Genomic DNA, 22626 nt, shown 5'->3' with positions numbered 1-22626 from the left:
GATGGCCGGACCCGCTTTGTCTGAAGCCGATGCGATGGCGGTGCGCCTTGGTGACGTCACCAAGGTCTATGACAACGGCGTGGCCGCGCTTGGACCGCTCGACCTCGACGTCAAGCGTGGCGAATTCGTCTCCTTGCTTGGTCCCTCCGGTTGCGGCAAATCCACCGCCTTGCGGCTGATTGCGGGACTGACGACGCCGAGTTCAGGTGTGGTCGGCGTTTCGCAACCCGCGAACGAAACCCGCGCGGGTCATGCCATCGGCTTTGTGTTTCAGGAGCCGACCCTGATGCCGTGGGCCAGCGTGCGGGACAATGTCCGGCTGCCGCTGAAGCTTGCCGGCATGCCGCCGACGGAAGCGGACAGGCGGATCAGCGAGGCGCTGGCGCAGGTGGCCCTGTCGGAGTTCGCCGCTGCATACCCGCGCGAATTGTCCGGCGGCATGAAGATGCGGGTATCGCTGGCGCGGGCGCTGGTCACCCGTCCGGATATCCTGCTGATGGACGAGCCGTTCGCCGCACTCGACGAGATCACGCGCTTCCGTCTCAACAACGATCTCTTGGAGCTGTGGCGCAAGCTGAATATGACGGTCATCTTCGTCACCCATTCGGTGTTCGAGTCGGTGTATCTGTCGCAGCGCGTGGTCGTGATGTCGTCACGGCCCGGGCGCGTCAGCGCCGAATTTCGTATCGACACGCCGGAGCCGCGGGTCGAGGACTTCCGGATGTCGGCCAGCTATGCCGCCTATTGCCGCGAGGTCTCACAGGCGCTGGTGCCCTCCTATTCGGGGCCAACAAGCGTATGAGTTCTTCACGGGATTTTGTTCGCTTTTTGCTACCCGTCGTGGTGCTTGCCGCCGGCATCGCGCTGTGGGAACTGGTGGTGCGCGTCAACGACATCCAGCCCTATGTGCTGCCGGGGCCATCAGCCGTGTTCCAGACGCTGGTCGCGGACTGGCCGGTGCTGTCGGAATCCCTCGGCGTCACCTTGCTGACCACGCTGGAGGGCTTCATCGCCGCCGCCATCGGCGGCGTTGCGCTGGCGCTGTTGTTCAACCAATCGAAATGGCTGGAATATTCGCTGTTTCCCTATGCGGTGATCCTGCAGGTCACGCCTGTGATCGCGATCGCACCATTGCTGCTGATCTATCTGCAGCAACAAACCGCGGTCATCGTTTGCGCCTGGATCGTCGCCTTCTTTCCGGTGCTGTCCAACACCACGCTCGGGCTCAATTCGGTCGACCGCAATCTGGCCGGCCTGTTCAGCCTCTATGGCGCGTCGCGGCTGCAGACGCTGCGGTACCTGAAATTGCCGGCAGCATTGCCCTATATTCTCGGTGGATTGCGGATCGCAGGCGGACTATCCCTGATTGGCGCAGTGGTCGCCGAAATCGCGGCCGGCACGGCGGGAGCAGGCTCGGGCCTTGCGTTCCGTATTGCCGAGTCCGGCTACCGTCTCAACATTCCCCGAATGTTCGCCGCTCTGCTGTTGCTCTCCGTCGCCGGGATTGTCATCTATGGGCTGCTGGCGCTAATTTCGCATCTGGTACTGCGGCGCTGGCATGAAAGCGCGCTTCGAAAGGAAAACTGATGGCTGCCGGGAATATTTCGTCCGAAAAGATCGATTTGCTGGTCTATGGGCCAATCAGGCCGATCCTCGAAAACGGCTTTTCCGACCAATATGTACTGCACAAGGCGGAGAGCCGGGCGGATCTCGAACGGTTGACGCCCGACGTGCTGGCCAAGACCCGCGGCATGGCGGTGACCTATCATTCGGTGCCGGCCGACGCCAAGGCGTTGTCGCATTTTCCCAAGCTCGAGATCATCGCCAGCTTCGGCGTTGGCTACGACCACGTCGATTGCAACTATTCGCGTGAACACAATGTGGTGGTCACCAACACGCCCGACGTGCTGACCGAAGAGGTCGCCGACGTCGCGATGGGGCTGTTGATCTCGACCTTGCGCGAATTCGTCAAGGCCGACCGCTATCTGCGCTCGGGCCTGTGGCAGACGCAGAACTATCCCTTGAGCGTCGGCTCGTTGCGCGACCGCAAGGTCGGCATCGTCGGCATGGGCCGCATCGGCCAGGCGATCGGCCGCCGGCTGGAGGCTTCGCTGGTGCCGGTCTCCTATCATTCGCGCAATCCGTCATCGGCCGTCTCTTACAAGCACTATGGCGACCTGATGGAGATGGCGAAGGCGGTCGACACGCTGATCGTGATCGTGCCGGGCGGCGCCTCTACCGCGAAGATGATCAATGCCGACGTCCTCAAGGCGCTTGGGCCGCGCGGTGTATTGATCAACGTGGCGCGCGGCTCGGTCGTCGACGAAGAGGCGCTGGTCGCGGCGCTGAAGTCGGGGACGATCCTGGCGGCGGGGCTCGACGTGTTTGCCAACGAGCCGAGCGTGCCGGACGATCTGAAAGCCATGCAAAATGTCGTGCTGCTGCCACATATCGGCTCAGCCTCGGTGGTAACGCGCAATGCGATGGATCAGCTCGTGGTCGATAACATCAAGAACTGGTTTGCCGGCAAGGCGCCGCTGACGCCTGTGCCGGAAACACCGGTGAAGGGGCGCTGATGCAAGCTGGCTGCCGCCCGGGCGTCGCAGTCGCCGCGTTATCGGCGCTGCTCGCCGTTCTGCTTGACCCTGGATCGCCGGCGCGGTCGCAGGGGACTCCAAACCTGCAGAAGGACATGGTCGGCCAGTGGGAGCTCGCGACCACCGAGCGCAGCAAGACCTGCGTCGTCACGTTCAAGGGCGATGCGACGCCGCAGGGCTTGAAGCTCGAGCTCGAGCCCGGCTGCGCGGCGGCGCTGCCCTTCACCAAGGATATCACCGCCTGGAATATCAAGGGCCTTGGCGATATCGTGCGGATGCAGGACGCCGCCGGCCAGCCGGTGATCGATTTCACCGAAGTTGAGAGCGGTATTTTCGAAGGGCTGCGGACCGGCGAAGGCGTCTACATCCTGCAGAATCTGGCGGCCGCCCGCTCGCTCGCCAAATCCATGGACCAGATGATCGGCGACTGGTCGATGGTGCGCGGCAATGGCAAGGCCATCTGCGGCCTGACCCTCACCAACACCGAGGCGACTGGCGACAATTTCCAGGTGTTTTTGAAGCCGCGCTGCGATCCCGCGGTGGCCGCGTTCGCGCCTAACCAGTGGCGGCTCGATCACGGCCGGATGATATTGATGTCGGCCAGCGGCCAGACCTGGCAGTTCGAGGCCGACGACAATGCGCAATGGCGGCGGGTGCCCGACAGCGCCGATCCCCTGATCATGATCCGGGGCCAGTAGGCACCATCGGCGCCGGTCCCGACGACAGGAGGGTCCGGCGGAACCTTTTCGCTGTCGCCGCCTTTCTTCGAACCACCAAGCCACAGCGATCACCAATTGGTGTCGCCAGGTCCCGCGTACGCGGTCCAATCGTGTGGAAGCTGAACTGCGGCGGGCCGGGAACCATAGGGATCAGTCATGTCGCTCTTCCGCTATGTCAGGCGCATGTTGATGGCGCCCATTACGCTGCTGGTTTTGACGGCCGCTGGATCGGCATCGGCGCAGTCATCGGTTCCGCCCCACCTTGCGGGCTGGTGGATCGCGGTCGACAACGTCGCCTTTCCGCCGCTGTGGCGGGACGGCACCATCGTGCCGATGGAGGAGCTTCTCATCATCGAGAGCGACGGGCGGTTCGAGAACCGCATGATGGGATTCTATGGTGTCGACCCCGGCTATTGCGCCAAGGAAAATCTCTGCAGCGATGCACCGCTGGTGGCTACCGGACGGCTCGCGCTTTCCGGTTCGGCCCCCGCCACCGGCAAGGAACAGATCCTTGCGTCCGGAAGCAAACTCCTTTTCAGCGACGTCCGTACCGCCGCGAACCGAATCGACTCGCCGCGCGGCGATCCGATCATCCGCGCGCGCAGCGTGAGCGCAACCAGTGCCTGGATGGTCGAGGGTCGGCTGGATGTGGACGACGGCATGCTTTTGTTGCGTCGGACCGCAGGCGAGGAGCCGCGTGCCTTTGTCACGATTGCACCCGAGAAATTGCGACGGCTGCGCGCGGGCCTCATGGCGTCCGATCTCTCCGCATTGGCGCTGCTATCTCGCTTCGGCCACCGGCGGAGACGTCAGGTTGATGCCGCTGCGCAATGACAAGCCGATGCCGCCCGCGGTCCGCGACTACATCGCCGCTGCGCACTATTATTTGACCGCACTGACCTACGCGAACCGCCCAATGGTCGATGATCCCGATCCCGCCCAGCGCCGGCTTGCCGGGGTCGCGCTCGAGAACCTGATGGTCGGTTCGCTGGCAAAGCTGCCGCAGCCCAGGACCGTTCAGGAGCGGCGCGAGGTCAAGGCGGTTGCAAGATATCTCACCGTGGTGATCAAGGGCGAGCAGCCCGAGGCGGCAAAGGCCATGATGGCGCGGGAATTCCCCGGCGTCCCCTTGCGCCAGGATTTGACCGAACCGGAAATACTGGCGTTGACGACCTATTTGCGCGGCGGCGCAGATCGAAACCGGCTGTTTTGCACCGGGTGAGACCGGTATTATGGCCGGGCTTGCGCTGATCCCGGATCGACGCGTCCATTAGTCCCCTCGAAAAATTGTCAAAACCCCTGTCGATTCCCGGCAATCCCGTTCGTCGTCTCAAATAGCGGGACAGTTCCGCGGGCTGGGTGCCTGCGGCTCGCCTCAAACAGGAGTTTTTCATGCGCTTCATGTCGATCGTCATGTCGTCCCATCCGCCCGCAGAGCCGCCGGCAGCAATGATGGAGGCGATGAACAAGCTCGCCGACAGGGAAATCAAGGCCGGCCGCATGCTGGACACCGGCGGGTTGATGCCGCTCGCGATGGGCGCGCAGGTGCGCATCACCGACGGCAAGCTCAGCGTAGTCGATGGCCCGTTCGTGGAGGCCAAGGAGGTGATCGGCGGCTACGCGATATCAGAACTGCGCAGCAAGGAAGAGGCGGTGGCGCTGGCGAAGGAATTCATGCAGCTCCACGTCGATCACATGCCGGGCTGGGAAGGGACCTGCGAGATTCGCGCGTTCTTCGATGGCGCGCCGGGCGAGTGTTCCTGATCATCGCTGTTCGCCATCCCGGCCGCCGCTAACCAGCGATAGCGGTGGCTACCTCACAAGGGAGTTCTTCACATGCGCTTCATGTATATCGTTACGCCTGTCCACCCCACACCGCCGACGCCCGAATTGATGGCGGCCGTGCACAAGCTTGCCGAACGCGAAATCAAGGCCGGCCGTATGGTCACCAGCGGTGCGCTACAACCGCGCACATTGGGCGCGCAAGTGCGGATCACGGACGGCAGGCTTGGTGTCGTGGACGGGCCGTTCGTGGAAGCCAAGGAGGTGATCGGCGGCTATGCGATCTTCGAACTCCGCGACAAGCAGGAAGCGATCGAGAAGGCGGTCGAGTTCATGCAGGTCCACTGCGACTACATGCCGGGCTGGGAAGGCACGTGCGAAGTCCGCGCTTTTGTGACGGCGGATTGGGAGGCGGCCTGCTCGGTCAGTGCGCGGGCCGCCTCTTGAGGCCCTCACCGTGCAAGCAGCGTCGGCGGCGATGACCGCCGCCGACATCCATCGCACCGTCGTCGCCGTCTGGCGCATCGAGCAGCCGCGGCTGCTCACCAGCCTGTCGCGGATGCTGCGCGACGTGCCGCTGGCCGAGGACCTGACGCAGGAAGCGCTGCTGGCGGCGATCGAGCACTGGCCTGTCACGGGCGTTCCGGAAAAGCCCGGCGCCTGGCTGATGGCGATCGCTAAGCGGCGGGCGCTGGATCATCTGCGCCGCCGCCAGATGCTCACCCGCAAGCACGAGATCGTGGCGCGGGACATGGAGCAGGAACAGCAGGCCATGCCCGATTTCGACAGCGCGCTCGACGACGATATCGGCGATGAATTGCTGCGGCTGATCTTCACGGCCTGCCATCCGCGCCTGTCGCGCGAAGCCCGCGCCGCGCTGGCGCTGCGGATGATCTGCGGCCTGACAACGGACGAGATCGCGCGCGCCTTCCTGCTGCCGGAGGCGACCATTTCTCAAAGGATCGTGCGCGCGAAGCGGACGCTGTCGGAATCCGGGCTCGCTTACGAGACCCCGCGCGGCGAGGAGCTTTCCGAAAGGCTCGCTTCCGTGCTGGAGGTCGTCTACCTCATCTTCAACGAGGGCTATACGGCGGCCCGCGGCGACGAATGGCTGCGGCCGCAGCTTTGCAACGATGCGCTGCGCATGGGGCGCGTGCTCACCTCGATCGCACCGCAGGAATCCGAGGCGCACGGCCTGCTGGCGCTGATGGAGTTGAACGGGTCGCGCACAGCCGCACGGACGGATCAGGCCGGCGATCCCATCCTGCTGATGGACCAGAACCGCGGACTGTGGGATCAACTCCAGATTCGCCGCGGCCTGCTGGCGCTGGCGCGGGCGCGCGATCTCGGCGGCGCCGGTGGTTTCTATGCCCTGCAGGCGGCGATCATCGCCTGCCACGCGCAGGCGTCGGCGCCCAATGAAACCCCCTGGTCGCGCATTGCAGAACTCTACGCCGAACTGGCCGCGTTGGTGCGCTCGCCCATCATCGAACTCAACCGCGCCGTTGCGGTCGGCATGGCCGAGGGGCCGGCGGCAGCGCTTGTGATCGTGGACCGTCTCGCGGGCGAACCCGCGCTGAAGACCTATCATTTGCTGGGGAGCGTTCGCGGCGATCTCCTGCACAAGCTCGGACGCTTCGAAGAAGCGCGCGCCGCGTTCGAGGCCGCTGCCAGGCTCGCCGGCAACAAACGCGAACAGGAATTGTTGAAGCGGCGCGCCGTCGAAGCAGGCAGCGGCGCGCCGGCTTGAGCCTAGATGAAGCGGAACTGCGACCGTTCACGCTTCGCAAGTTTTGGAATCGCCTGACCCTGGATGATGTTCTTGAAGTGCGGCGTTTGCTGATGATCGGCGAACGCTGCTTCGCCAGCGAACACCTCATAGAAGAAATATTTGCGCGGCTCCGCCAGGTTCTGATGGATCTGGAATTCCTTCACGCCGGGCTCGCGCTGCGCCTGCGGCAGGAAGTCTTTCAGTAGATTCGCGACCGCCGCTTCCTCGCCCGGATTGACTTCCCAGAACGCGGTGACGACCAGGCTTTGGTTGGCGTTGTCGATTGCTGCCATGTTGTTCTCCTGTGAATGCAGCGCCGGTTCGATCCGGCGACTGCGATCATCATGGCAGGGGTTGCGACTCAATGCTTCGACATCAATCGAATTGTCGTATGAGGACGGCGTGCGGAACCCGCGAAAGGATTCGATGCGACGACAGCGCCCCGCGCCAATCACCAACAGTACGGCATCGTCTCCGCCGGTTCGAACATCCTTCCCGCTAGCTTGCGGAGCCCGTGCGCGCGCTCGCACGCTTCTTTCGGTAGTCGAGCACGGGAAGCCCGCCCCAACCCCAATTTCCGGTGTCGACTTCGTCGATGACGACGAAGGTCGATTCCAGCGGCTTCTTGAGCACGTCAAGCAGCAGCTGGCTGACGCCTTTGATCAGCGCGGCTTTTTCTTCCCTTGTGGCCGCGTCGGCACCGGGTTCGGTGCCTTCGCGGGTGATCTGGATGGTGACGATGGGCATGTTCATTGTCCTTGCTGGAGTGTTCCGAATGGCTGTCAGTGACCGGCGCTCTGGCCGCCATCGACATGCAGGATTTCGCCGGTGACGAAGGCGGCGCCTTCCAGGAACAGCACGGCGTCGACGATGTCCTTGGCTTCGCCCATGCGCCCGACCGGATGCAGATTGGCCAGGAATTCATGCGTTTCAGGTTTGTGCATCGGGGTCTTGATGACGCCGGGGGAGACAGCGTTGACGCGGATGCCCCGCTTTGCGTACTCGATCGCGAGCGATTTGGTGGCGGCGTTCAATCCGCCCTTGGTCAGCGAAGCCAGCACCGAGGGAACGTTGCTGCTGGCATGATCGACCAGGCTGGTCGTGATCTGCACGATGTGACCCGAACCCTGCTTCAGCATCTCGGCCGCGGCGAGCTTGGAGAGGTGGAAGAAGCTGCCGAGATTGATTGCAATTACCGATGCGTAATCTTCCGCGCTGTACTCGGTGAAAGGCTTGGCGATGAAAATGCCGGCATTGTTGACCAGGGAATCGATGCGGCCGAAGCGCTCCAGCGCCTGCGACACGATTTTCTGCGCGGTCGCTGGATCGGAAACGTCGCCTGCCACAGCCAGAACATCCGGATCGCTGGACGGCTTGATCGAACGGGAATTGGCGACGACGCGGTAGTTGCGGTCGCGATATCCCTTCACCAGATCCGCGCCGATGCCCTGCGATGCGCCGGTGATGATGACGACTTTCTGTTCCTTACCCATGGTAGCCTCCTGATCTCTGTGAAGCGGCAGGTTTGCCGCCGGGCCGTGTGGCGCCGATTGAGATCAGGCTAGTTCTTCCGGATTTCGGTGCGAATGCCCGCTATTCGGAAGGCACTCTTCCGTTGCGCGAACGAATGGCGCTGGCATTCTTGTCGGCCTCGTTCGAAAGCCGGGTGAAATACCGCTTCAGGCGCGGCGCGGCGAAATCGACAAAGGCCCGCACCTTCGGTACCGACAAACGCCCCTGCGGCGCCAGCAAATGAACCGGCAGCGGCGGGTGTTCGTCCTTGCCGAGCAGCAGTTGCAGCCGGCCGTCGCGGATTTCGTCGGCGATGTGATAGGAGAACAGCCGCGTGACCCCGTGCCCTTCCGTCACCGAGGCGATCGCCGCGCGAACCGTGTTGACGACCAGCCGCGGCGCGAACTGGACCACCCGTGGAACGGAGGATCCCTTCAGCGGCGGGAAGCTCCAGGAATCCAGCCCGAAATGGGTGATGGCGACAATCCGGTGCTTTGCCAGGTCGGCCGGTTCGCGGATGACGGGATGCCGCGCCAGATATCCCGGTGACGCCGCGATCACGCGGCGAACTTCGCCGACACGCACTGCGACGAAATTCGAATCGGCGAGATGCGCGATGCGAAGCGCAACATCGATGCCCTCGTCGATCAGATTCACCGGCCGGTCGAGAAGAACGAGTCGCGCCGACACCGCCTGATATTCGTTCATGAAGGCTTCGAGAATCGACCGCAGGATATCTTCACCGGTGATGATGGGCGCGGTGAGGGTCAGCGTGCCGCGTGGCGCCGAGCGCTCGCTGCCGGCGACGAGATCGGCCTCCTCGAGTTCGACGAGAACGCGGCGGCACGCAACGACATAGCGCTCGCCGGCCTCGCTCAGCTTCAGCGACCGCGTGGTGCGATGAAGCAGTTCAGCCCCGACATGGTTCTCGAGGAAGGCGATCGCGCGGCTCACGGCGGCCGGTGACCGGCGCAGGCGTCTGCCGGCACCGGCGAGGCTGCCCTCGTCGACGGCGGAGACAAAGACTTTCATCGCGTCGATGCGGTCCATTTGTTCTTCCGCCGAGGGGAACACTGGCCGTCCGGTCATAGGCATTCTTCCGCAGATCGGCAAGGTGGGTAACCGGCTGACGAAATGTAGCTCCGGTGCCGACCTCGGTTGCGGTGCGCAACGGCGATTGACATTCCGATCCCAGGTCGCACAAGTTTGAGCCCACAATCAAGCGGCGAGGCGTTCATGCCAAACATACGATCTGCCGTTTCAGGGTCCGCGCTCGGCATGCTCGCTCTGGCGGCCCTGATCTGCGGCCCCGCAGCATTTGCGCAAGCGGAAGCAGAAGGCGTCTGGCCAACCCGGCAATGGCAAACATCCACGCCGGAAGAGCAGGGCATGGATTCGATGGCGCTCGCCAATCTGCTCGATTTCGGGAAAACCCGCAGCCTCGACAGCCTCCTGCTGGTTCGGCATGGACGTATCGTGCTGGATGCCTATTACGCGCCCTATACATCAGACATTCCGCACCGGATAAACTCTTCGACCAAGGCGGTCGTCGGGACGCTGGCGGCGATTGCCCACAAGGATGGTCTGCTTGATAGCTTCGACCATCCGGTGCTGGATTTCTTTGGCGATCGCAGCGTCGCAGATGCCGACGACAGAAAGAAAGCCATCACGGTTCAGCACCTGTTGGATATGACATCGGGAATCGACTGGAAGGAGCCGCTGGACGGGCGTCCGGAGTCGGTCATCGAAATGAGCCGCCAGCGGGACTGGATCAAATTCATTCTCGATCGTCCGATGTCGAGCGCGCCGGGAGAGGCCTTCAACTACAACAGCGGCGGCACGCACCTATTGTCCGGCATCATCACCAAGCTCACCGGCATGAGCGCGGCGGACTATGCGAAGGCCAAGCTGTTCGGGCCGCTCGGAATCACCGTCTCGAACTGGTGGCGTGATCCCCAGGGTAACTCGACCGGCGGATACGGTCTGGCCTTGCTGCCGCGCGACATGGCGAAGATTGGCTATCTGTATTTGCGCAACGGCCAATGGGAGGACAAATCGCTGCTTCCACCCGGCTGGATCGACAAGGTGAGCCACGCCACCGTGAACATGAATATGCCGAGAGCGCCGGATCTGCGGTACTCCAATTTGTTCTGGGCGCTTCCCGACAAGCACGTCTACATGGCGAACGGATACCATTGCCAGCTCATCATGGTTTTGCCCCGGCTTGATATCGTCGCGGTGACGACGGCCAGGGACTTTTGTCCGCTAGGCAGGCTGGCTGATCTGATTTCTGGCGCCGTCAAATCCGAAACGGCATTGCCCCCTGACACCACCGCCTCGAATCGGCTCGCGGACAAGATTCGCGAGATATCGACCGAGAAGGCGACGGAAACTGGCGAAACGCCGGGGACCGCAGCCGCGGTCTCGGGACGCTCCTACAAGTTTTCGGCCAATGCGCTGAACGTGAAATCGATATCGCTGATCCTCACTCATCCGAGCCCGCACTACGACCTCGAGTTATACGCATCCGATCCGAGCCAGCCGTCACGCCGGTTTATCGGTCCGATTGGACTTGATGGTCTGTATCGCAAGGCAGACTCGATCGTCGGCGGCGTATTTGCAACCAAGGGGAAGTGGTTGAACGGCTCCACGTTTGAGATTGAGCGGCAGGCGGTGGGAATGGACGAGCTACAGAAGTGGACCCTGTCGTTTGACGGCGACAGGCTTCACCTTCGCGGCAGGGACAGGGCCGGCCGCGAGGTTTCCGCTGATCGCGAAGCTGGCGGCTAATCGGGCAAAGTCTGTTGTGCGGCGGGCGTTTGGTCGAGGCCTCGATATCGCCGCGCAGAAACTATTCGCTCGGGCTGATCGCGATGACGATCGCATCCGACGGGACGCCGCTGACCTGCAGCGTGAACGGGGTGGCACCAAGCTCCAGGCGCAGGCTCTTGCGCAATCCCGGGCAATCGCTTCGCCCGGTGCTGCCGACGGAGCGTGCATAGCGTCCGTCCTGGACGATGTCGATCCACGCGTCCTCCGAGAGGGTCACCTGATAGATGCCTGGCCGCTCAGTCGCCGGAAATCGAACGGCGCCGCCAAACCATCGCTCGATCCGCGGCTTCCGCTCCGGCGGCATTTCGAATACGGCCTCACCGGCCGGCTGCAGACCAATCGCAATGGCGGCCTTCGGAAATGCGGCGAGCGTTGCGCCGGACGCGACGCTCACTTTGTCGGATGCCGCAAACCATGCGCGTTCACGTGCCAGCGACCACGCGAATTTTTCGCAGCCGTCGTCAGCCGCGCTCGCGGGTGCAACCAGAGCAAGGAGCGTGATGCCGAGCAGGCCGATACGGCGCATCTTCAATCCATCCCCTATGGTGCCGCGCCCGGCGCTGCAAAACCGTGCTTTGCGAGCAGCTGCTGGCCCTCGGTCGAAAGAATGAACAGCGCAAATTTGTAGGCAGGCGCCGACGCGTCGTTGATCACGGTCAGTCCGTAATCGGCGCCGACCGCCAGCGCGTCGGGAAGGCCGACGATCTGCTGCTGCGGATTTTCCTTCTGCGCCGCCAGCGCGCCGGTGCAATAGGTCAGGAAGATGTCGGCGGCGCCCTGTGCGAGCAAATTGCCATAGATCGTGCGGTCCGGAGGTGCCGGAGGGCTGGTCGGGCCACCGGTGAGCTGCAGCGCTTTCTTGTCGAGCAGGGCGTCGGCGCCGGGTTTGATCTTGTCGGCCTTGCGAAACACCTCCCAGGCATAGTCGCCTGACGGGTCGGCGCGCGGCGTCGAGGTGCCAAGCTTGATCTCGGCGTCGAGCATCCGGTCGAGCAGCGTCGCGGGCTCGACTGCGAGCCCTGGCCTCACCAGCGCGCACAGCTTGTTGCGCGCGAACAGCACCACCGGGCCGCTGCGTTTGGCGAGCGCCAATGCAAGTGGGTGTTCCATGTTGGCGGAAGCGAACACTTCAGCCTTGGCGCCGCCGGCGATCTCGTCCTTCAGCAAACCGGATGCGCCGAATTTTGCCTTTACCTTGGTTCCAGTTGCGGCCTCGAAACTTGCCGCAACGTCGGTCAGCGCGCCGCGCAGGCTGCCGGCGGCATGAAGCAGCACCAGATCTTCCGCAATGGCTGGTGCTGACATCAACGCGAGAACCGCAAGGCTTGCAAAAGGGCGAATGCGCATCAGGCGCCCGGATCGCTGGCGTTGGGATAGAACAGCTGCTCGCCGTTGATCTTGAAATCGGCGATCGCCTTCTGGCCCTCGGACGAAACCAGCCAGTCGATGAATTGCTGGCCGAAATCCTTCTTGACGGTCGGATGCTTCGCCGGGTTCACCAGCATGACGCCATACTGGTTGAACAGCCGCTTGTCGCCTTCGACCTCGATGACGAGTTCGCCCTTGTTCTTGAACGAAAGCCAGGTGGCGCGATCGGTCAGCACATAGGCGTTTGAAGCCGCCGCGGTGTTGAGCGCGGCGCCCATGCCCTGGCCGATCTCCTTGTACCAGGGGCCTTTGTCCGTCGCGATGTCGATGCCGGCGACCTTCCAGAGATTGAGCTCGGCCTGGTGCGTGCCGGACTTGTCGCCGCGCGAAATGAAGTCGATGCCCTTGTCCTTGAGCGTCTTGAACGCGGCGACGATGTCCTTTGACCCCTTGATGCCTGCAGGATCGCTTTTCGGGCCGACCAGGACGAAGTCGTTGTACATGACAGGGTAACGCTTGACGCCAAAGCCTTCGCTGAGGAATTTTTCTTCCGCCGCCTTGGCGTGGACGAACAGCACGTCGGCGTCGCCGCGGCGGCCGGTATCGATCGCCTGGCCGGTGCCCTGTGCAACCACCTTGACGTCGATGCCCGTCTTGGCCTTGAACATCGGCAGCAGATGGCCGAACAGGCCGGAATCCTGCGTCGATGTGGTCGACGCCACCAGGATCGATTTGTCCTGCGCGAAAGCGGAGCCAGCGAAAACGACGCTGACGGCGATCGCCATCAGCAAGCGGCGAGTAAACATTTCATGTCCTCCAAAAGATCAGTCAAACGAGCAGTTCGCCGGCGATGAACGTTTTCGCTTCGCCGGTTTGTGGTGTGTTGAAGAACGCTGCCGCCGGACCGGTTTCGATCACGCGGCCGCGGTGAAGCATGACGATGTCGCCCGCCAGCCGCCGGGCTTCGCCGAGGTCATGGGTCGCCATGACGATTTTGATGCCGCGCTGGCTCACCGCGTGGACGATGTCCTCGATCGCCTTGGTGGCGGCGGGGTCGAGGCTCGCGGTCGGCTCGTCCAGAAAAAGGATGGCGGGATCGCGGGCGAGCGCGCGCGCCAGCGCAAGCCGCTGCTGCTCGCCGCCCGACAGCCGGCGCGCGGGACGATCCGCCAGTTGTCCGAGGCCGACCAGTGCCAGCAGCTCATCGATCCGGCTTTGCTGCTCCGTCCGTCCGACGCCCGAGGCGCGCAGGGCGTAGCGGATATTGCCGCTTGCGCTACGCCGCAGCATGGCCGGGCGCTGCAGCACGATGGCACGCCGCGTCGGCGGGACATTTTCCCGACCGCCCCACGTCACGCGCCCCTGTGATGGCCGCACCAGTCCCATCGCCGTGCGCAGCAGCGTGCTCTTCCCGGAGCCGTTCGGGCCGATCAGGATGGTCGGCGTCCCCGGGTTCAGCGTGAGGCTGATGCCATCGAGGATCGTCACCGCCCCGGCGGCGACGGTGACGTTCTCGAAGCTGATTGGCACATCGGAAACTGGCGCGCGCATGGTCACCCCGCCATTCGCTCGCCCGCGCGGCGGGCGGTCCAGGCGAGCGCGTTGACCGCGATCACGATCACGATCAGCACCATGCCGAGTCCGACGGCCAGCGGCAGGTCGCCCTTGGACGTTTCCAGGGCGATTGCGGTCGTCATGGTGCGGGTGAAGCCGTCGATATTGCCGCCGACAATGATGATGGCGCCGACCTCGGCTGCTGCCCGGCCAAACCCGGCAAGCAATGCGGTGACGAGACTGAAGCGCGCATCCCAGATCAGCGTCGCTACCCGGCCGACCGGGCCGACATTCATCGCGTTGAGTTCGTCGCGGTATTCGAGCCACAGATCTTCGATGGTCTGGCGCGTGAGGGCCGCGATGATCGGGGCCACCAGCACCGTTTGTGCGATGATCATCGCCTTCGGCGTGAACAGCAGGCCCCATGAGCCGAGCGGACCCGCACGCGACAGCGCCAGGAAAACCGCCAGCCCGACCACCACCGGCGGCAGGCCCATCAGCGCGTTGAGCACGACGATGACGGCCTGACGGCCGGGAAACTGGATCAGTGCCAGCGCGGCGCCGAACGGGATCCCAATAAGGGCGGCAAGGACGACGGCGGAAAGGCTCACGATCAGCGATAGCCGCACGATCGCCAGCAGCGCCGGGTCACCGGTCAGCACGAGCTGGAGTGCAGAAGCATCGCCAATCATCCCAAATCCATCCTTTGCGCATCTTGTGCAGAAGCCGCGATTATGGTCAAACTTCGTAATAGATTCATATATCTGCATGTTCATGCTGGTTCGTAATGGCCGATCTACTCACCACTGACGAGGCCGCGACCTACCTGCGGCTGTCCGAACGCAAGCTCTATGAACTGGTCGCGCAGGGCGCGGTGCCGTGCACCAAGGTGACCGGCCGATGGCTGTTTCCGCGCGCGGCGCTCGACCGGTGGGTGACGGCCGGCCTGATCGCGCCTGCCGCGCTCAGCCACGTCGCTGCGCCCCCGATCGTTGGCGGCAGTCATGATCCCCTGCTGGAATGGGCGCTGCGCGAGAGCCGCTGCGGCCTCGCGAGCCTGCCGGAAGGAAGCGAAGAAGGATTGCGGCGGCTGACCCGCGGCGAGGTGATGGCCGCGGCGATTCATTTGCACGCCCAGGGAAATGGTGAGGATGATGAGCAGGTCAACATCGCAACCGTTGCCGGCGCTCCGGGGTTGCACGATGCCGTCGTGATCTCGTTTGCGCGGCGCGAGCAAGGCATCCTGGTCGCCCCCGGCAATCCACTCGGGCTGAGCGACATCGCCTCGGTCGCGCGGTCCGGCGCGCGCATGGCGCAGCGTCCGCTCGGCGCCGGCGCGCAATTGCTATTGCTCGCCTTGCTGGCCCGCGCCGGCCTTGCAGCGCATGATCTCACTTTGTTGAAGCCGGCTTGCCCGACCGGAGCCGACATCGCGCAGGCGGTGCGCTCCGGCCGCGCCGATTGCGGGATCGCAACAAGGTCGGTCGCGCTTGCCGCCGCGCTCGAATTCCTGCCGCTGACATGGGAGAATTTCGATCTGGTGCTGCGGCAGCGCGATTACTTCCTGCCCGGGCCGCAGCGCCTGTTCGGCTTCCTGCGGTCGGCGGCGTTCCGCGAGCATGCGACAGAACTTGCCGGCTACGACATCGACCGTGTCGGCGAAGTTTTGTTGGTGAATTAGGCCGTGGACTCACAAATCGAGTTTCATTAGCGCGGCGTAAGCGAAAGCATCTCTCGATTTATGGTGTGGAGAGAATGCTATGTGATCCTGATAAACTTCGCGTCGCCGAACCAGTCGGACCAACAAAGCCCGTCGATTTCATTCTCGGCAGCACGAAACCGGACCTGAGCGCGTTCACCCCGCGGTACCTCTGCGGCTGCTATTGCCGGCCAAGCCATGGCATCGCGATCACCCTGGTATTCGAAGCTCAAATCGGAATAGCGAACCAGCGGCCCGTCAAAGCCAGACAATCCATCGATCCGAAACCACAGATGATCGTTTCTCGGCTCGATATGCAGAGAACCAAAACCTTCGTGCTGGTAGTTGCCAATGAAGTCGTCCAGCCTCCAACGAGATGTGGAAACCGGCTCCTCGAATCTTTCCTTGTCGAAGCGGGCGATACGCTCGTTCAACTCGCCTTTTGCCATTTCGTCAAAATGCGCGATCCAGTCGGTAACGGCTTCTCCGCGTATGGCTTGAATTATACGATTGGTGATCGCGAATTGAGCGAAGCCGGAACCGAGATTGGTCGTGACGAATATGCCGAGGCCGCCCGCCAGATCACACCAGATGTTGGTGCGAAATCCGCGAACGGCTCCGTCGTGCTGGATGCGCCGGTTGCGAACATGCCAGCCAAAGCCATATCCGTCGTTCGCAGCTTGATCTCTGCGCGCAACCTGCAAAAGGTGCGTTTCCCGTAGCTGTTGCGGAGAAACGAGCCGGGTGTCTTGACGCGTCCCCTCATCAAGGTGAAACGCGAGCCATCTGGCTGCATCGCGCGCGCTCATAGCCTGGCCAATCGCTCCCGACAGGTTGTCCGTGGACATGGGCGGGACCACCTGAACCTTGCCGGCGACCTTGTAGTGCGGGGCCGCAACATTGCTGGTTGCCGTGCTCTGCACTTCGGAGACGGTGCTGGGCGTCACCCCAAGTGGCCTCCGAAGGTATTCGTCCATCACATGATCAAAGGGATGACCAGCCGTCAGCGCCATGGCCTCGGCGGCAGCGGCGTAACCGACATTGCAGTAGGTGAACTGATCGCGAAAGCCGGCGATCGGCTGGATGTAGCGGGCCTGATGCAACAGCTCTGCACGGCTCAGGTCGGACCCATATTCTCCAACGCTTGCGCGCGACAATCCTGTCCGATTGGCCAACAAATCCCGGAGCGTTACGCGGTCGCTGATCCAGGGGTCATACAACTGGAATGATGGCAGATACTTCCGGATTGGATCGTCCCAATCGATCTTACCGGCATCTACCAATGCTGCGGCCAACCCGGAAGTGAAAGCCTTTGAACATGATCCGATCGCAAAGGTCGTATCGACATCCGCGGGAGCGGAACTGGTGACGCTACTTACGCCGTAGGCATGCACGTGCAGTGGCCCATCGCGCCGCACTATCGCTACCGCGACGCCAGGTACCTCCCAACGCTCTCTCACTTCCGCAACGAAGGCATCGACGTGTGAAGACAGTGAACTCAACTGGCAAACCTCCGAATGTCGGCATGACAAGATTTACATAACGACCGGTTATCGCACCGCCTGGCACTTCTCGAAGTGAGGGCTACCCAGACTTCCCTTCCAGGTTAGTTCCTGCCGGGCCGTGCCCAATGCTCCCTTGTCAGCATCAGGCGCATCAGTTCAGCCTGACGCGTCGTGCCGGTTTTCGCAAAGATGCGATGAAGATGGGTCCGCGCCGTCGCAATCTTGATACCGAGCTGGCCCGCGGCGGTCTGAAGGCTGCTGCCCTGGATTAATTCGTGAATGAGCCCGACTTCCGCCGGCGTAAGCCCGAATTTCTTCTGCAATTGCTTGTCGTCCGGCAGCGCCGCATTGTCCGGATCGGTGATGAAAATGATCGCCGCCCGATTATGTCTTGCGATCGCTTCGGTCTCGAATCGCAGCGGAATGACCAGCAGCGAAAGCGCGCTCTTGAACTCACCGCGCGAGATGCCAACCGAGTCGCGCATGTCGCTCTCGCCGGCCTGCGCGCTGGCCGCAATCGCCAGATGCAGACGGGCCGTCTCCGCCGAGGAGGCGCCGCAAAGCACGCCGTCGTCGAGGCGCAGGCCATCGGCGAACGCGCTGTCGCAGGCCCGGTTGGCGAACAGGACGCGCGCCCGGGCATCGACGACGAGCACGCCGTGGCCGATGCTGTCGAGCGCGGCGAAGGAATAATGGCGATCGAGCGCCAGGGTCTGCAGGCGATGGTTGAGCTGCACCGCCCGTTTCAAATGCGGCGCAATCGCCTCATAAAGCTTCAGCTGCGCCGGCCCGAATTCGTCTCTGCCGGGAACGACGAACTCGACGCGCCAGTCGTCGTCGGCCAGCAGCGTTGCTCCCATCACCGAGAGATACCCTTGCGGCCGCGACCATTCGTTGAAGAACGGGCTGGAACGCAGCGTCTCCTTTGGCAGCACCATGCGGTCGGTGACGACAGTCCCGACCGGCAGGCTCGCCGCCCGCTGCCAGAACAGATTGAGCGGGTGGTAGTACGCGCCATAGCTTTGCAGGAACGTCGGATCGGTGCGGGGAGCCACCAGCCACGGGACGTCCCGCTGCGAGACCGCGCTGAGCGAGGCGTCGCCGGCGCCGAAAGCATCGGCGATGGTCTGCAGCACCACGGGCCAGCGGTCGATATCGGCCGCCGCGCCATAGATCTGGTCGATCAGGGCGAGCAACTCGTCCTGGTTCATCGGCCCCCCGTGCCGCCATCGCGGCGGTCGCAATCGCATCAAAGCTTAGAGGCGGCCCGACGGCTGGCAAGGGCCCGCGTACGCAATTGATGGACGCCGGAAACGAGGCGGGTGGCCGTTCGTGTCATATTGGATCACGATCTTTCGCTTCGCAACCGCTTGGCGGATGGAACGATGACGTGCAACATGTTCCGTCGGGCCGCTCGAGACCGGTCGGGCGCGTAAGGCGTTGCATCGAGAAAATCATCCGGAGTGTTTTCGGTCGTGGGCAGCAGCGGTCTCTTGTCGATCGACCTCGGTCTTCGTGGCGCGGCGGCGGGGTTAGCGTTGCTGATCGCGGCTGTGGGGCTGCGGGATCTCCGTGACAGCACGGTCGCACGCCTCGGTGCGGCGGTCGCGATCAGCGCCGCCGCTTCCGCAATCTGTTCGGCGCCGAATTTTCCGCGGCCCTGGCAATGGTGGAGTCTGTTTCTGCTGGCGTTGACGGCCGGTAGCTCGGTCTTGTTCTGGCTTTGGGCGCGTGCGGCCTTCGATGACGACTTCGTGCTGCGGCGCTGGCATGGCGCCCTGTGGGTCGCGATGGCCGGCACCGAAGTGCTCGTCGCCGGCGGGGCCATCGAGTGGCCCATGCCCGGACAGGCGCTCGACCGTGCGGTGCAGGTCGCGTCTCTTGGCCTGGCTCTGTTGGCCGTGGCGCAGACGCTTGCGACATGGCCAGCGGACATGGTGGAAGGACGGCGGCGGCAGCGGCTGGTCGTCCTGATCGGGGCGTCGGTCTATATCGCCATTGTGACATTACTGAACATTTTTCCGTCGCCATTGGCTTCCGGTGCGTCGATAGCGAGCGTCGGTAAAGCTTTCGGCCTCTGCGTGCTGATGGGCCTCTATGGCTGGTTTCTGTTACGGGCGGTCGGAATGCCGGAAGGCCCCCGGCCTCTCCCGGCGACGGATATCCTCGGCGATATCAACGCCGTCGCATCTGACGCGGAGGACAAACCTCCCGTCGTCGAGCCGGCCTTGTTGCGCCGGCTGCAGCAACTGATGCTGGTCGATCGCGCCTATCGGCGCGAGGGGTTGACCATTGGCGTGCTGTCCGCCGAGCTTGCCGTGCCGGAATACCGGCTGCGGCAGCTCATCAATGAAGGCATGGGTCACCGCAACTTCAATGCGTTCCTCAACCGCTACCGGATCGAGGAAGCCAAGGCGGCGCTGGCCGACCCCGGACAAAAGGAAGTACCGGTCTTGACGATCGCGATGGACACCGGCTTCCAGTCGATCGGGCCATTCAATCGGGCCTTCAAGGCCGCCACCGACCTGACCCCAACCGAATTCCGGCATCTTGCCATGGCGCGAAATGCATTGATCCCGTTGAATGCGGGCGCCAGTTCAGCAATCGGCAAGCCGGACTGAGGAATCGGCTAACCGCATTTCAGGATTTGGCGAGAAGGAACCAAAACGATCGGGCAGGCTCTCCGGGCGAAGTATGGGAATCCCGGTTTGGGATCGTCTGAAAGGCTCCCCAATGAAAATCATCCAGGCATCCTGCGTGGCCGCGCTCACACTCTGTCTGGTGGGTACGGCGCTTGCTGACGATCTGCAGACCGTCGGCGATCCCGACGCTACAGGCTTTTCGGCGCGGCGCCTGGCGCGCATGACCTCGTGGTTCGAGGCGCAGACCAGAAACGGCGATCCCTCCGGTTTTGTCGTGGCGATTGCCCGCGGCGGCAAGCTCGCCTATCTGCAGCCCACCGGCTTTGCGGACCACGACAGGAAAATTCCGATGCGGCCGGATTCGATCTTCCGCATCGGCTCGATGTCCAAGCAGATCACCAGCGTCGCCACCATGATCCTGGTCGATGACGGCAAGCTCGAGCTTGATGCTCCCGTGGCGCAATATTTGCCGGAGCTGAGGGATATGCAGGTCGTCAAGAAGGATCCGGCGACCGGAGATGCAACCATGATCGAGCTTGAACCGGCCAGGCGGGCGATGACCATCCGCGATCTCCTGCGCAACACGTCCGGCCTTGTCTATGCAAGCCCCGACTATGCCGATCCCGGATTTGGCAATGCGGCGATACATGCGCTTTACGGCATCAAGGCGCCGATGCGGCGCGACAAGACGATCGCACCCTTTGTCGCGAGTATCGGCACTCTTCCGCTTGTGCACCAGCCTGGCGAAGTCTGGGAATATTCTTTGGGATATGATGTTCTCGGCCGTGTCATCGAAGTCGTGTCGGGCCAGCCATTCGACCAGTTTCTGCAAAGCCGCCTGTTCGCGCCGCTCCATATGGTCGATACCGGCTTCCACGTGCCGGAAGATAAACTCTCCCGCCTCGTCGCCCTGCCGGGCGCGCAGCCCGCACCCCTGACGGATGGCGACGTCGGCAAGCCGCAAACGTTCTTCTCGGGTGGTGGCGGGATCGTTTCGACGGTGCCGGACTTCCTGCGCTTCTGCCAGATGCTGCTCAATGGCGGCGAGCTCGACGGCGCGCGTATCCTGAAGCCCGAAACGGTCCGGCTGATGACGACAAATTCGCTGCCACCGGACATTCACCTCGCGGGGCACGAAGCCGGTCCAGCGTTTGGGACGGGGTGGGGGCACGGTTTCGCGGTTCGCACCAACCCGGATTTCAGTTGGATTCCGGGCGCGGTCGGCAGCTACAACTGGCAGGGAAGCTGGGGTACGTTTTTCTCGGTCGACCCGGCCCAGAAGCTGATCCTTGTCATGATGATGCAGCGACGGCAGTACAGTCTAAACGGATTCTATTTCAACGCGATCCGCCGTCTGCCCTATGCGGCGTTGAAGGTTCCGGAAGTTTCCGCACCCACCGCGTCAACGCAATTGAATCCGCGCGAGCTTACCGAATATGCCGGCCGCTACGACTTCGGCGGATCCGCAAGTTCATTGGACAAACAGACCTCGCTTCTCGTCGATGGCTACGGCTGGACCGGTCTTGAGTCCGTTGTCGCTGAGACGGATGGCCTGAGGGTGATCAAACCGGCCAATGGGGGCCCCGCCGCGAGAGCCGGCGTGATGGCGGGAGATCTCATCACCGCGATCGACGACCGGTCGATCAAGGGCCTGGCCCTGGAAGCAGCTTTTCGACGGATTTCGGGTCCGTTCAACGCCCCGATCAAGCTCAAGATCATCCGTCAGAAAGAGACCGATCCACTCGTGATCGCCTTTGCCCGGGAGGCGGCGCCGTCGCACAGTGTCGAGCTCCAGGTCCGTGTCGCGGGCGGCAAGCTTGTGGTTGAAGCGACCGGCACCTGGTCGATCCTTGATTTCGACAAGGGCCATGCGACGCCGGTGGCGGTCCGTTCAAAGGATGAATTCCAGGTCGAGAGTGGCGATCATACGCGGATCGCCTTCGTCAGAGACGCCGCCGGCAAAGTTAGCGGCGCGGTTCTCAATCCGGGACCATGGGAGCAACGCGGCGCGCCCGCCCAATAGGGTCACACTGCGAGCTGACGACATGACGCATCGCCGCGAGCTTGCGGGCTCAGATCAGCCGCATCCCCTTCAAGCTCGAGTGTCCGTTCTTGCCCACGATGATGTGGTCGTGCACGGAGATGCCGAGCGGGGCGGCGATGTCGACGATTGCCTTGGTCATCTGGATGTCCGCCTGCGAGGGTGTCGGATCGCCGGAGGGGTGGTTGTGCATGAAATTACTGCTCCGAACATGTTATTGAATGTACGATCATTTTCGCACAAGCAGAGACGGTAGGGGGCGCGAATAGGGGACGGTTAGCGGTGACGGCTCGTGATCATCACGTTGCGTCAAGGATAGTCCTAAAGCGGGTTTCTTGATCACGAGCGATCCCCAACATAGTTGAACGAAGCTCGACACTCAGATTTATGCACTGTTCTGCGTGGCGGCCGGAGGATCGTCTTCTTTCTTTCGCCGACCACGTTTTGGCTTCTCGCTTTCGCCGATGAGTTGAGCAAGCTCGCAGTCAACCTTTTCCTTCTCTTGGATTAGTTCTTTGATCCGCTGCAATTTAGAATTCAACATATTCGTCTCCTAGTTACATTTCCAGTGTGAGTGGTCGTCAAGACTTGTTAGGTGTTGATT

Annotated in this window: 25 protein-coding genes and 1 pseudogene; 13 read left to right on the top strand and 13 right to left on the bottom strand. The window is 62.9% G+C overall.

The window, feature by feature from the left end:
* Position 1: 1 nt before the first annotated feature.
* From JQ600_RS18525 to JQ600_RS18485, 9 genes are all read left to right on the top strand, one after another.
* A complete protein-coding gene (locus JQ600_RS18525) occupies positions 2-802 on the top strand; it encodes an ABC transporter ATP-binding protein (RefSeq protein ID WP_212386627.1) in 801 nt (266 codons plus the stop codon).
* Positions 799-1587 carry an ABC transporter permease gene (locus JQ600_RS18520; RefSeq protein WP_192739255.1) on the top strand — a complete coding sequence of 263 codons (789 nt, stop codon included), beginning with the start codon at positions 799-801 and terminating at the stop codon, positions 1585-1587. Before JQ600_RS18525 ends, JQ600_RS18520 begins: the two co-directional genes overlap by 4 nt.
* Entirely contained in the window at positions 1587-2576 is a 990-nt protein-coding gene (locus tag JQ600_RS18515; protein ID WP_212386629.1) for a 2-hydroxyacid dehydrogenase, read from the top strand. Before JQ600_RS18520 ends, JQ600_RS18515 begins: the two co-directional genes overlap by 1 nt.
* A complete protein-coding gene (locus JQ600_RS18510) occupies positions 2576-3295 on the top strand; it encodes an AprI/Inh family metalloprotease inhibitor (RefSeq protein ID WP_212386630.1) in 720 nt (239 codons plus the stop codon). The genes JQ600_RS18515 and JQ600_RS18510 overlap by 1 nt, the downstream gene beginning before the upstream one ends.
* Before the next feature lie 177 nt (positions 3296-3472).
* Entirely contained in the window at positions 3473-4150 is a 678-nt protein-coding gene (locus JQ600_RS18505) for a hypothetical protein (RefSeq protein WP_212490022.1), read from the top strand.
* On the top strand, positions 4134-4538 hold the full coding sequence (locus JQ600_RS18500) for a hypothetical protein (RefSeq protein WP_212490021.1): 405 nt from the start codon (positions 4134-4136) through the stop codon (positions 4536-4538). Before JQ600_RS18505 ends, JQ600_RS18500 begins: the two co-directional genes overlap by 17 nt.
* Positions 4539-4708: 170 nt before the next feature.
* Entirely contained in the window at positions 4709-5080 is a 372-nt protein-coding gene (locus JQ600_RS18495; protein WP_192739251.1) for a YciI family protein, read from the top strand.
* Between the two features lie 72 nt (positions 5081-5152).
* A complete protein-coding gene (locus JQ600_RS18490) occupies positions 5153-5545 on the top strand; it encodes a YciI family protein (protein ID WP_212386632.1) in 393 nt (130 codons plus the stop codon).
* Positions 5546-5576: 31 nt separating this feature from the next.
* Entirely contained in the window at positions 5577-6848 is a 1272-nt protein-coding gene (locus JQ600_RS18485) for an RNA polymerase sigma factor (RefSeq protein ID WP_212386735.1), read from the top strand.
* Positions 6849-6850: 2 nt separating this feature from the next.
* On the opposite strand, the gene JQ600_RS18480 is transcribed toward JQ600_RS18485, so the two are convergent.
* From JQ600_RS18480 to JQ600_RS18465, 4 genes are all read right to left on the bottom strand, one after another.
* Positions 6851-7324: an antibiotic biosynthesis monooxygenase family protein gene (locus JQ600_RS18480; protein WP_312010906.1), complete on the bottom strand. Its 474-nt coding sequence runs from the start codon at positions 7322-7324 to the stop codon at positions 6851-6853.
* A gap of 43 nt (positions 7325-7367) precedes the next feature.
* A complete protein-coding gene (locus JQ600_RS18475; protein ID WP_212386633.1) occupies positions 7368-7616 on the bottom strand; it encodes a 4-oxalocrotonate tautomerase family protein in 249 nt (82 codons plus the stop codon).
* A gap of 35 nt (positions 7617-7651) precedes the next feature.
* Positions 7652-8362 (bottom strand): SDR family NAD(P)-dependent oxidoreductase, encoded by a 711-nt coding sequence (locus JQ600_RS18470; protein WP_212386634.1) that lies wholly within the window; start codon positions 8360-8362, stop codon positions 7652-7654.
* A 100-nt stretch (positions 8363-8462) separates the two neighbouring features.
* Entirely contained in the window at positions 8463-9431 is a 969-nt protein-coding gene (locus JQ600_RS18465) for a LysR family transcriptional regulator (RefSeq protein WP_212386637.1), read from the bottom strand.
* A 186-nt stretch (positions 9432-9617) separates the two neighbouring features.
* Here JQ600_RS18465 and JQ600_RS18460 point away from each other — a divergent pair, with 186 nt between their 5' ends.
* Complete coding sequence (locus JQ600_RS18460; RefSeq protein ID WP_212490020.1) at positions 9618-11171, top strand: serine hydrolase; 1554 nt, start codon at positions 9618-9620, stop codon at positions 11169-11171.
* 61 nt (positions 11172-11232) lie between these two features.
* Here JQ600_RS18460 and JQ600_RS18455 read toward each other — a convergent pair whose 3' ends face one another.
* Genes JQ600_RS18455 through JQ600_RS18435 form a run of 5 tightly spaced genes read right to left on the bottom strand, consistent with a single transcriptional unit; the run spans position 11233 to position 14827 of the window.
* Positions 11233-11739, bottom strand: a complete 507-nt coding sequence (locus JQ600_RS18455; RefSeq protein WP_212386640.1) for a hypothetical protein — start codon at positions 11737-11739, stop codon at positions 11233-11235.
* A gap of 14 nt (positions 11740-11753) precedes the next feature.
* Positions 11754-12560 (bottom strand): molybdate ABC transporter substrate-binding protein, encoded by an 807-nt coding sequence (locus JQ600_RS18450; RefSeq protein WP_283814672.1) that lies wholly within the window; start codon positions 12558-12560, stop codon positions 11754-11756.
* On the bottom strand, positions 12560-13387 hold the full coding sequence (locus JQ600_RS18445; protein ID WP_212386644.1) for an extracellular solute-binding protein: 828 nt from the start codon (positions 13385-13387) through the stop codon (positions 12560-12562). The genes JQ600_RS18450 and JQ600_RS18445 overlap by 1 nt, the downstream gene beginning before the upstream one ends.
* 22 nt (positions 13388-13409) lie before the next feature.
* Positions 13410-14132, bottom strand: a complete 723-nt coding sequence (locus tag JQ600_RS18440; protein WP_212386739.1) for an ABC transporter ATP-binding protein — start codon at positions 14130-14132, stop codon at positions 13410-13412.
* A 2-nt stretch (positions 14133-14134) separates the two neighbouring features.
* The gene (locus JQ600_RS18435; protein WP_212386646.1) at positions 14135-14827 is read right to left on the bottom strand and encodes an ABC transporter permease; all 693 of its coding nucleotides are present in this window, start codon (positions 14825-14827) and stop codon (positions 14135-14137) included.
* A 95-nt stretch (positions 14828-14922) separates the two neighbouring features.
* Between JQ600_RS18435 and JQ600_RS18430 the strand changes: the two genes are divergently transcribed.
* Complete coding sequence (locus JQ600_RS18430) at positions 14923-15816, top strand: helix-turn-helix transcriptional regulator (protein ID WP_212386647.1); 894 nt, start codon at positions 14923-14925, stop codon at positions 15814-15816.
* A gap of 77 nt (positions 15817-15893) precedes the next feature.
* Here the strand turns inward: JQ600_RS18430 and JQ600_RS18425 are convergent, their stop codons facing one another.
* Together JQ600_RS18425 and JQ600_RS18420 are read right to left on the bottom strand one after the other, a co-directional pair.
* The gene (locus JQ600_RS18425; RefSeq protein WP_212386648.1) at positions 15894-17336 is read right to left on the bottom strand and encodes a serine hydrolase; all 1443 of its coding nucleotides are present in this window, start codon (positions 17334-17336) and stop codon (positions 15894-15896) included.
* Between the two features lie 104 nt (positions 17337-17440).
* Entirely contained in the window at positions 17441-18550 is a 1110-nt protein-coding gene (locus JQ600_RS18420; protein ID WP_212386650.1) for a hypothetical protein, read from the bottom strand.
* 264 nt (positions 18551-18814) lie between these two features.
* Between JQ600_RS18420 and JQ600_RS18415 the strand changes: the two genes are divergently transcribed.
* Together JQ600_RS18415 and JQ600_RS18410 are read left to right on the top strand one after the other, a co-directional pair.
* The gene (locus JQ600_RS18415) at positions 18815-19960 is read left to right on the top strand and encodes a helix-turn-helix domain-containing protein (RefSeq protein ID WP_212386652.1); all 1146 of its coding nucleotides are present in this window, start codon (positions 18815-18817) and stop codon (positions 19958-19960) included.
* 112 nt (positions 19961-20072) lie between these two features.
* A complete protein-coding gene (locus tag JQ600_RS18410) occupies positions 20073-22004 on the top strand; it encodes a serine hydrolase (protein WP_212386653.1) in 1932 nt (643 codons plus the stop codon).
* Between the two features lie 49 nt (positions 22005-22053).
* Here JQ600_RS18410 and JQ600_RS18405 read toward each other — a convergent pair.
* Positions 22054-22215, bottom strand: a pseudogene (locus JQ600_RS18405) (JAB domain-containing protein); the annotation flags it as partial.
* 192 nt (positions 22216-22407) lie between these two features.
* Positions 22408-22566, bottom strand: coding sequence for a hypothetical protein (locus tag JQ600_RS18400; RefSeq protein ID WP_212490018.1), 159 nt, complete (start codon positions 22564-22566; stop codon positions 22408-22410).
* Positions 22567-22626 lie beyond the last annotated feature (60 nt).

Source organism: Bradyrhizobium sp. AUGA SZCCT0176 (genome assembly GCF_018130145.1).
Classification (GTDB): domain Bacteria; phylum Pseudomonadota; class Alphaproteobacteria; order Rhizobiales; family Xanthobacteraceae; genus Bradyrhizobium.
Note: the sequence above shows the minus strand (reverse complement) of the source record. Positions and strands in the feature narration are given on the sequence as shown.

Coding starts and splice junctions, on each gene's coding strand:
- JQ600_RS18525 (WP_212386627.1), top strand. CDS start 2: ATGGCCGGACCCGCTTTGTCTGAAGCCGATGCGATGGCGGTGCGCCTT.
- JQ600_RS18520 (WP_192739255.1), top strand. CDS start 799: ATGAGTTCTTCACGGGATTTTGTTCGCTTTTTGCTACCCGTCGTGGTG.
- JQ600_RS18515 (WP_212386629.1), top strand. CDS start 1,587: ATGGCTGCCGGGAATATTTCGTCCGAAAAGATCGATTTGCTGGTCTAT.
- JQ600_RS18510 (WP_212386630.1), top strand. CDS start 2,576: ATGCAAGCTGGCTGCCGCCCGGGCGTCGCAGTCGCCGCGTTATCGGCG.
- JQ600_RS18505 (WP_212490022.1), top strand. CDS start 3,473: ATGTCGCTCTTCCGCTATGTCAGGCGCATGTTGATGGCGCCCATTACG.
- JQ600_RS18500 (WP_212490021.1), top strand. CDS start 4,134: ATGCCGCTGCGCAATGACAAGCCGATGCCGCCCGCGGTCCGCGACTAC.
- JQ600_RS18495 (WP_192739251.1), top strand. CDS start 4,709: ATGCGCTTCATGTCGATCGTCATGTCGTCCCATCCGCCCGCAGAGCCG.
- JQ600_RS18490 (WP_212386632.1), top strand. CDS start 5,153: ATGCGCTTCATGTATATCGTTACGCCTGTCCACCCCACACCGCCGACG.
- JQ600_RS18485 (WP_212386735.1), top strand. CDS start 5,577: ATGACCGCCGCCGACATCCATCGCACCGTCGTCGCCGTCTGGCGCATC.
- JQ600_RS18475 (WP_212386633.1), bottom strand. CDS start 7,616: ATGCCCATCGTCACCATCCAGATCACCCGCGAAGGCACCGAACCCGGT.
- JQ600_RS18470 (WP_212386634.1), bottom strand. CDS start 8,362: ATGGGTAAGGAACAGAAAGTCGTCATCATCACCGGCGCATCGCAGGGC.
- JQ600_RS18465 (WP_212386637.1), bottom strand. CDS start 9,431: ATGGACCGCATCGACGCGATGAAAGTCTTTGTCTCCGCCGTCGACGAG.
- JQ600_RS18460 (WP_212490020.1), top strand. CDS start 9,618: ATGCCAAACATACGATCTGCCGTTTCAGGGTCCGCGCTCGGCATGCTC.
- JQ600_RS18455 (WP_212386640.1), bottom strand. CDS start 11,739: ATGCGCCGTATCGGCCTGCTCGGCATCACGCTCCTTGCTCTGGTTGCA.
- JQ600_RS18450 (WP_283814672.1), bottom strand. CDS start 12,560: ATGCGCATTCGCCCTTTTGCAAGCCTTGCGGTTCTCGCGTTGATGTCA.
- JQ600_RS18445 (WP_212386644.1), bottom strand. CDS start 13,387: ATGTTTACTCGCCGCTTGCTGATGGCGATCGCCGTCAGCGTCGTTTTC.
- JQ600_RS18440 (WP_212386739.1), bottom strand. CDS start 14,132: ATGCGCGCGCCAGTTTCCGATGTGCCAATCAGCTTCGAGAACGTCACC.
- JQ600_RS18435 (WP_212386646.1), bottom strand. CDS start 14,827: ATGATTGGCGATGCTTCTGCACTCCAGCTCGTGCTGACCGGTGACCCG.
- JQ600_RS18430 (WP_212386647.1), top strand. CDS start 14,923: ATGGCCGATCTACTCACCACTGACGAGGCCGCGACCTACCTGCGGCTG.
- JQ600_RS18420 (WP_212386650.1), bottom strand. CDS start 18,550: ATGAACCAGGACGAGTTGCTCGCCCTGATCGACCAGATCTATGGCGCG.
- JQ600_RS18410 (WP_212386653.1), top strand. CDS start 20,073: ATGAAAATCATCCAGGCATCCTGCGTGGCCGCGCTCACACTCTGTCTG.
- JQ600_RS18400 (WP_212490018.1), bottom strand. CDS start 22,566: ATGTTGAATTCTAAATTGCAGCGGATCAAAGAACTAATCCAAGAGAAG.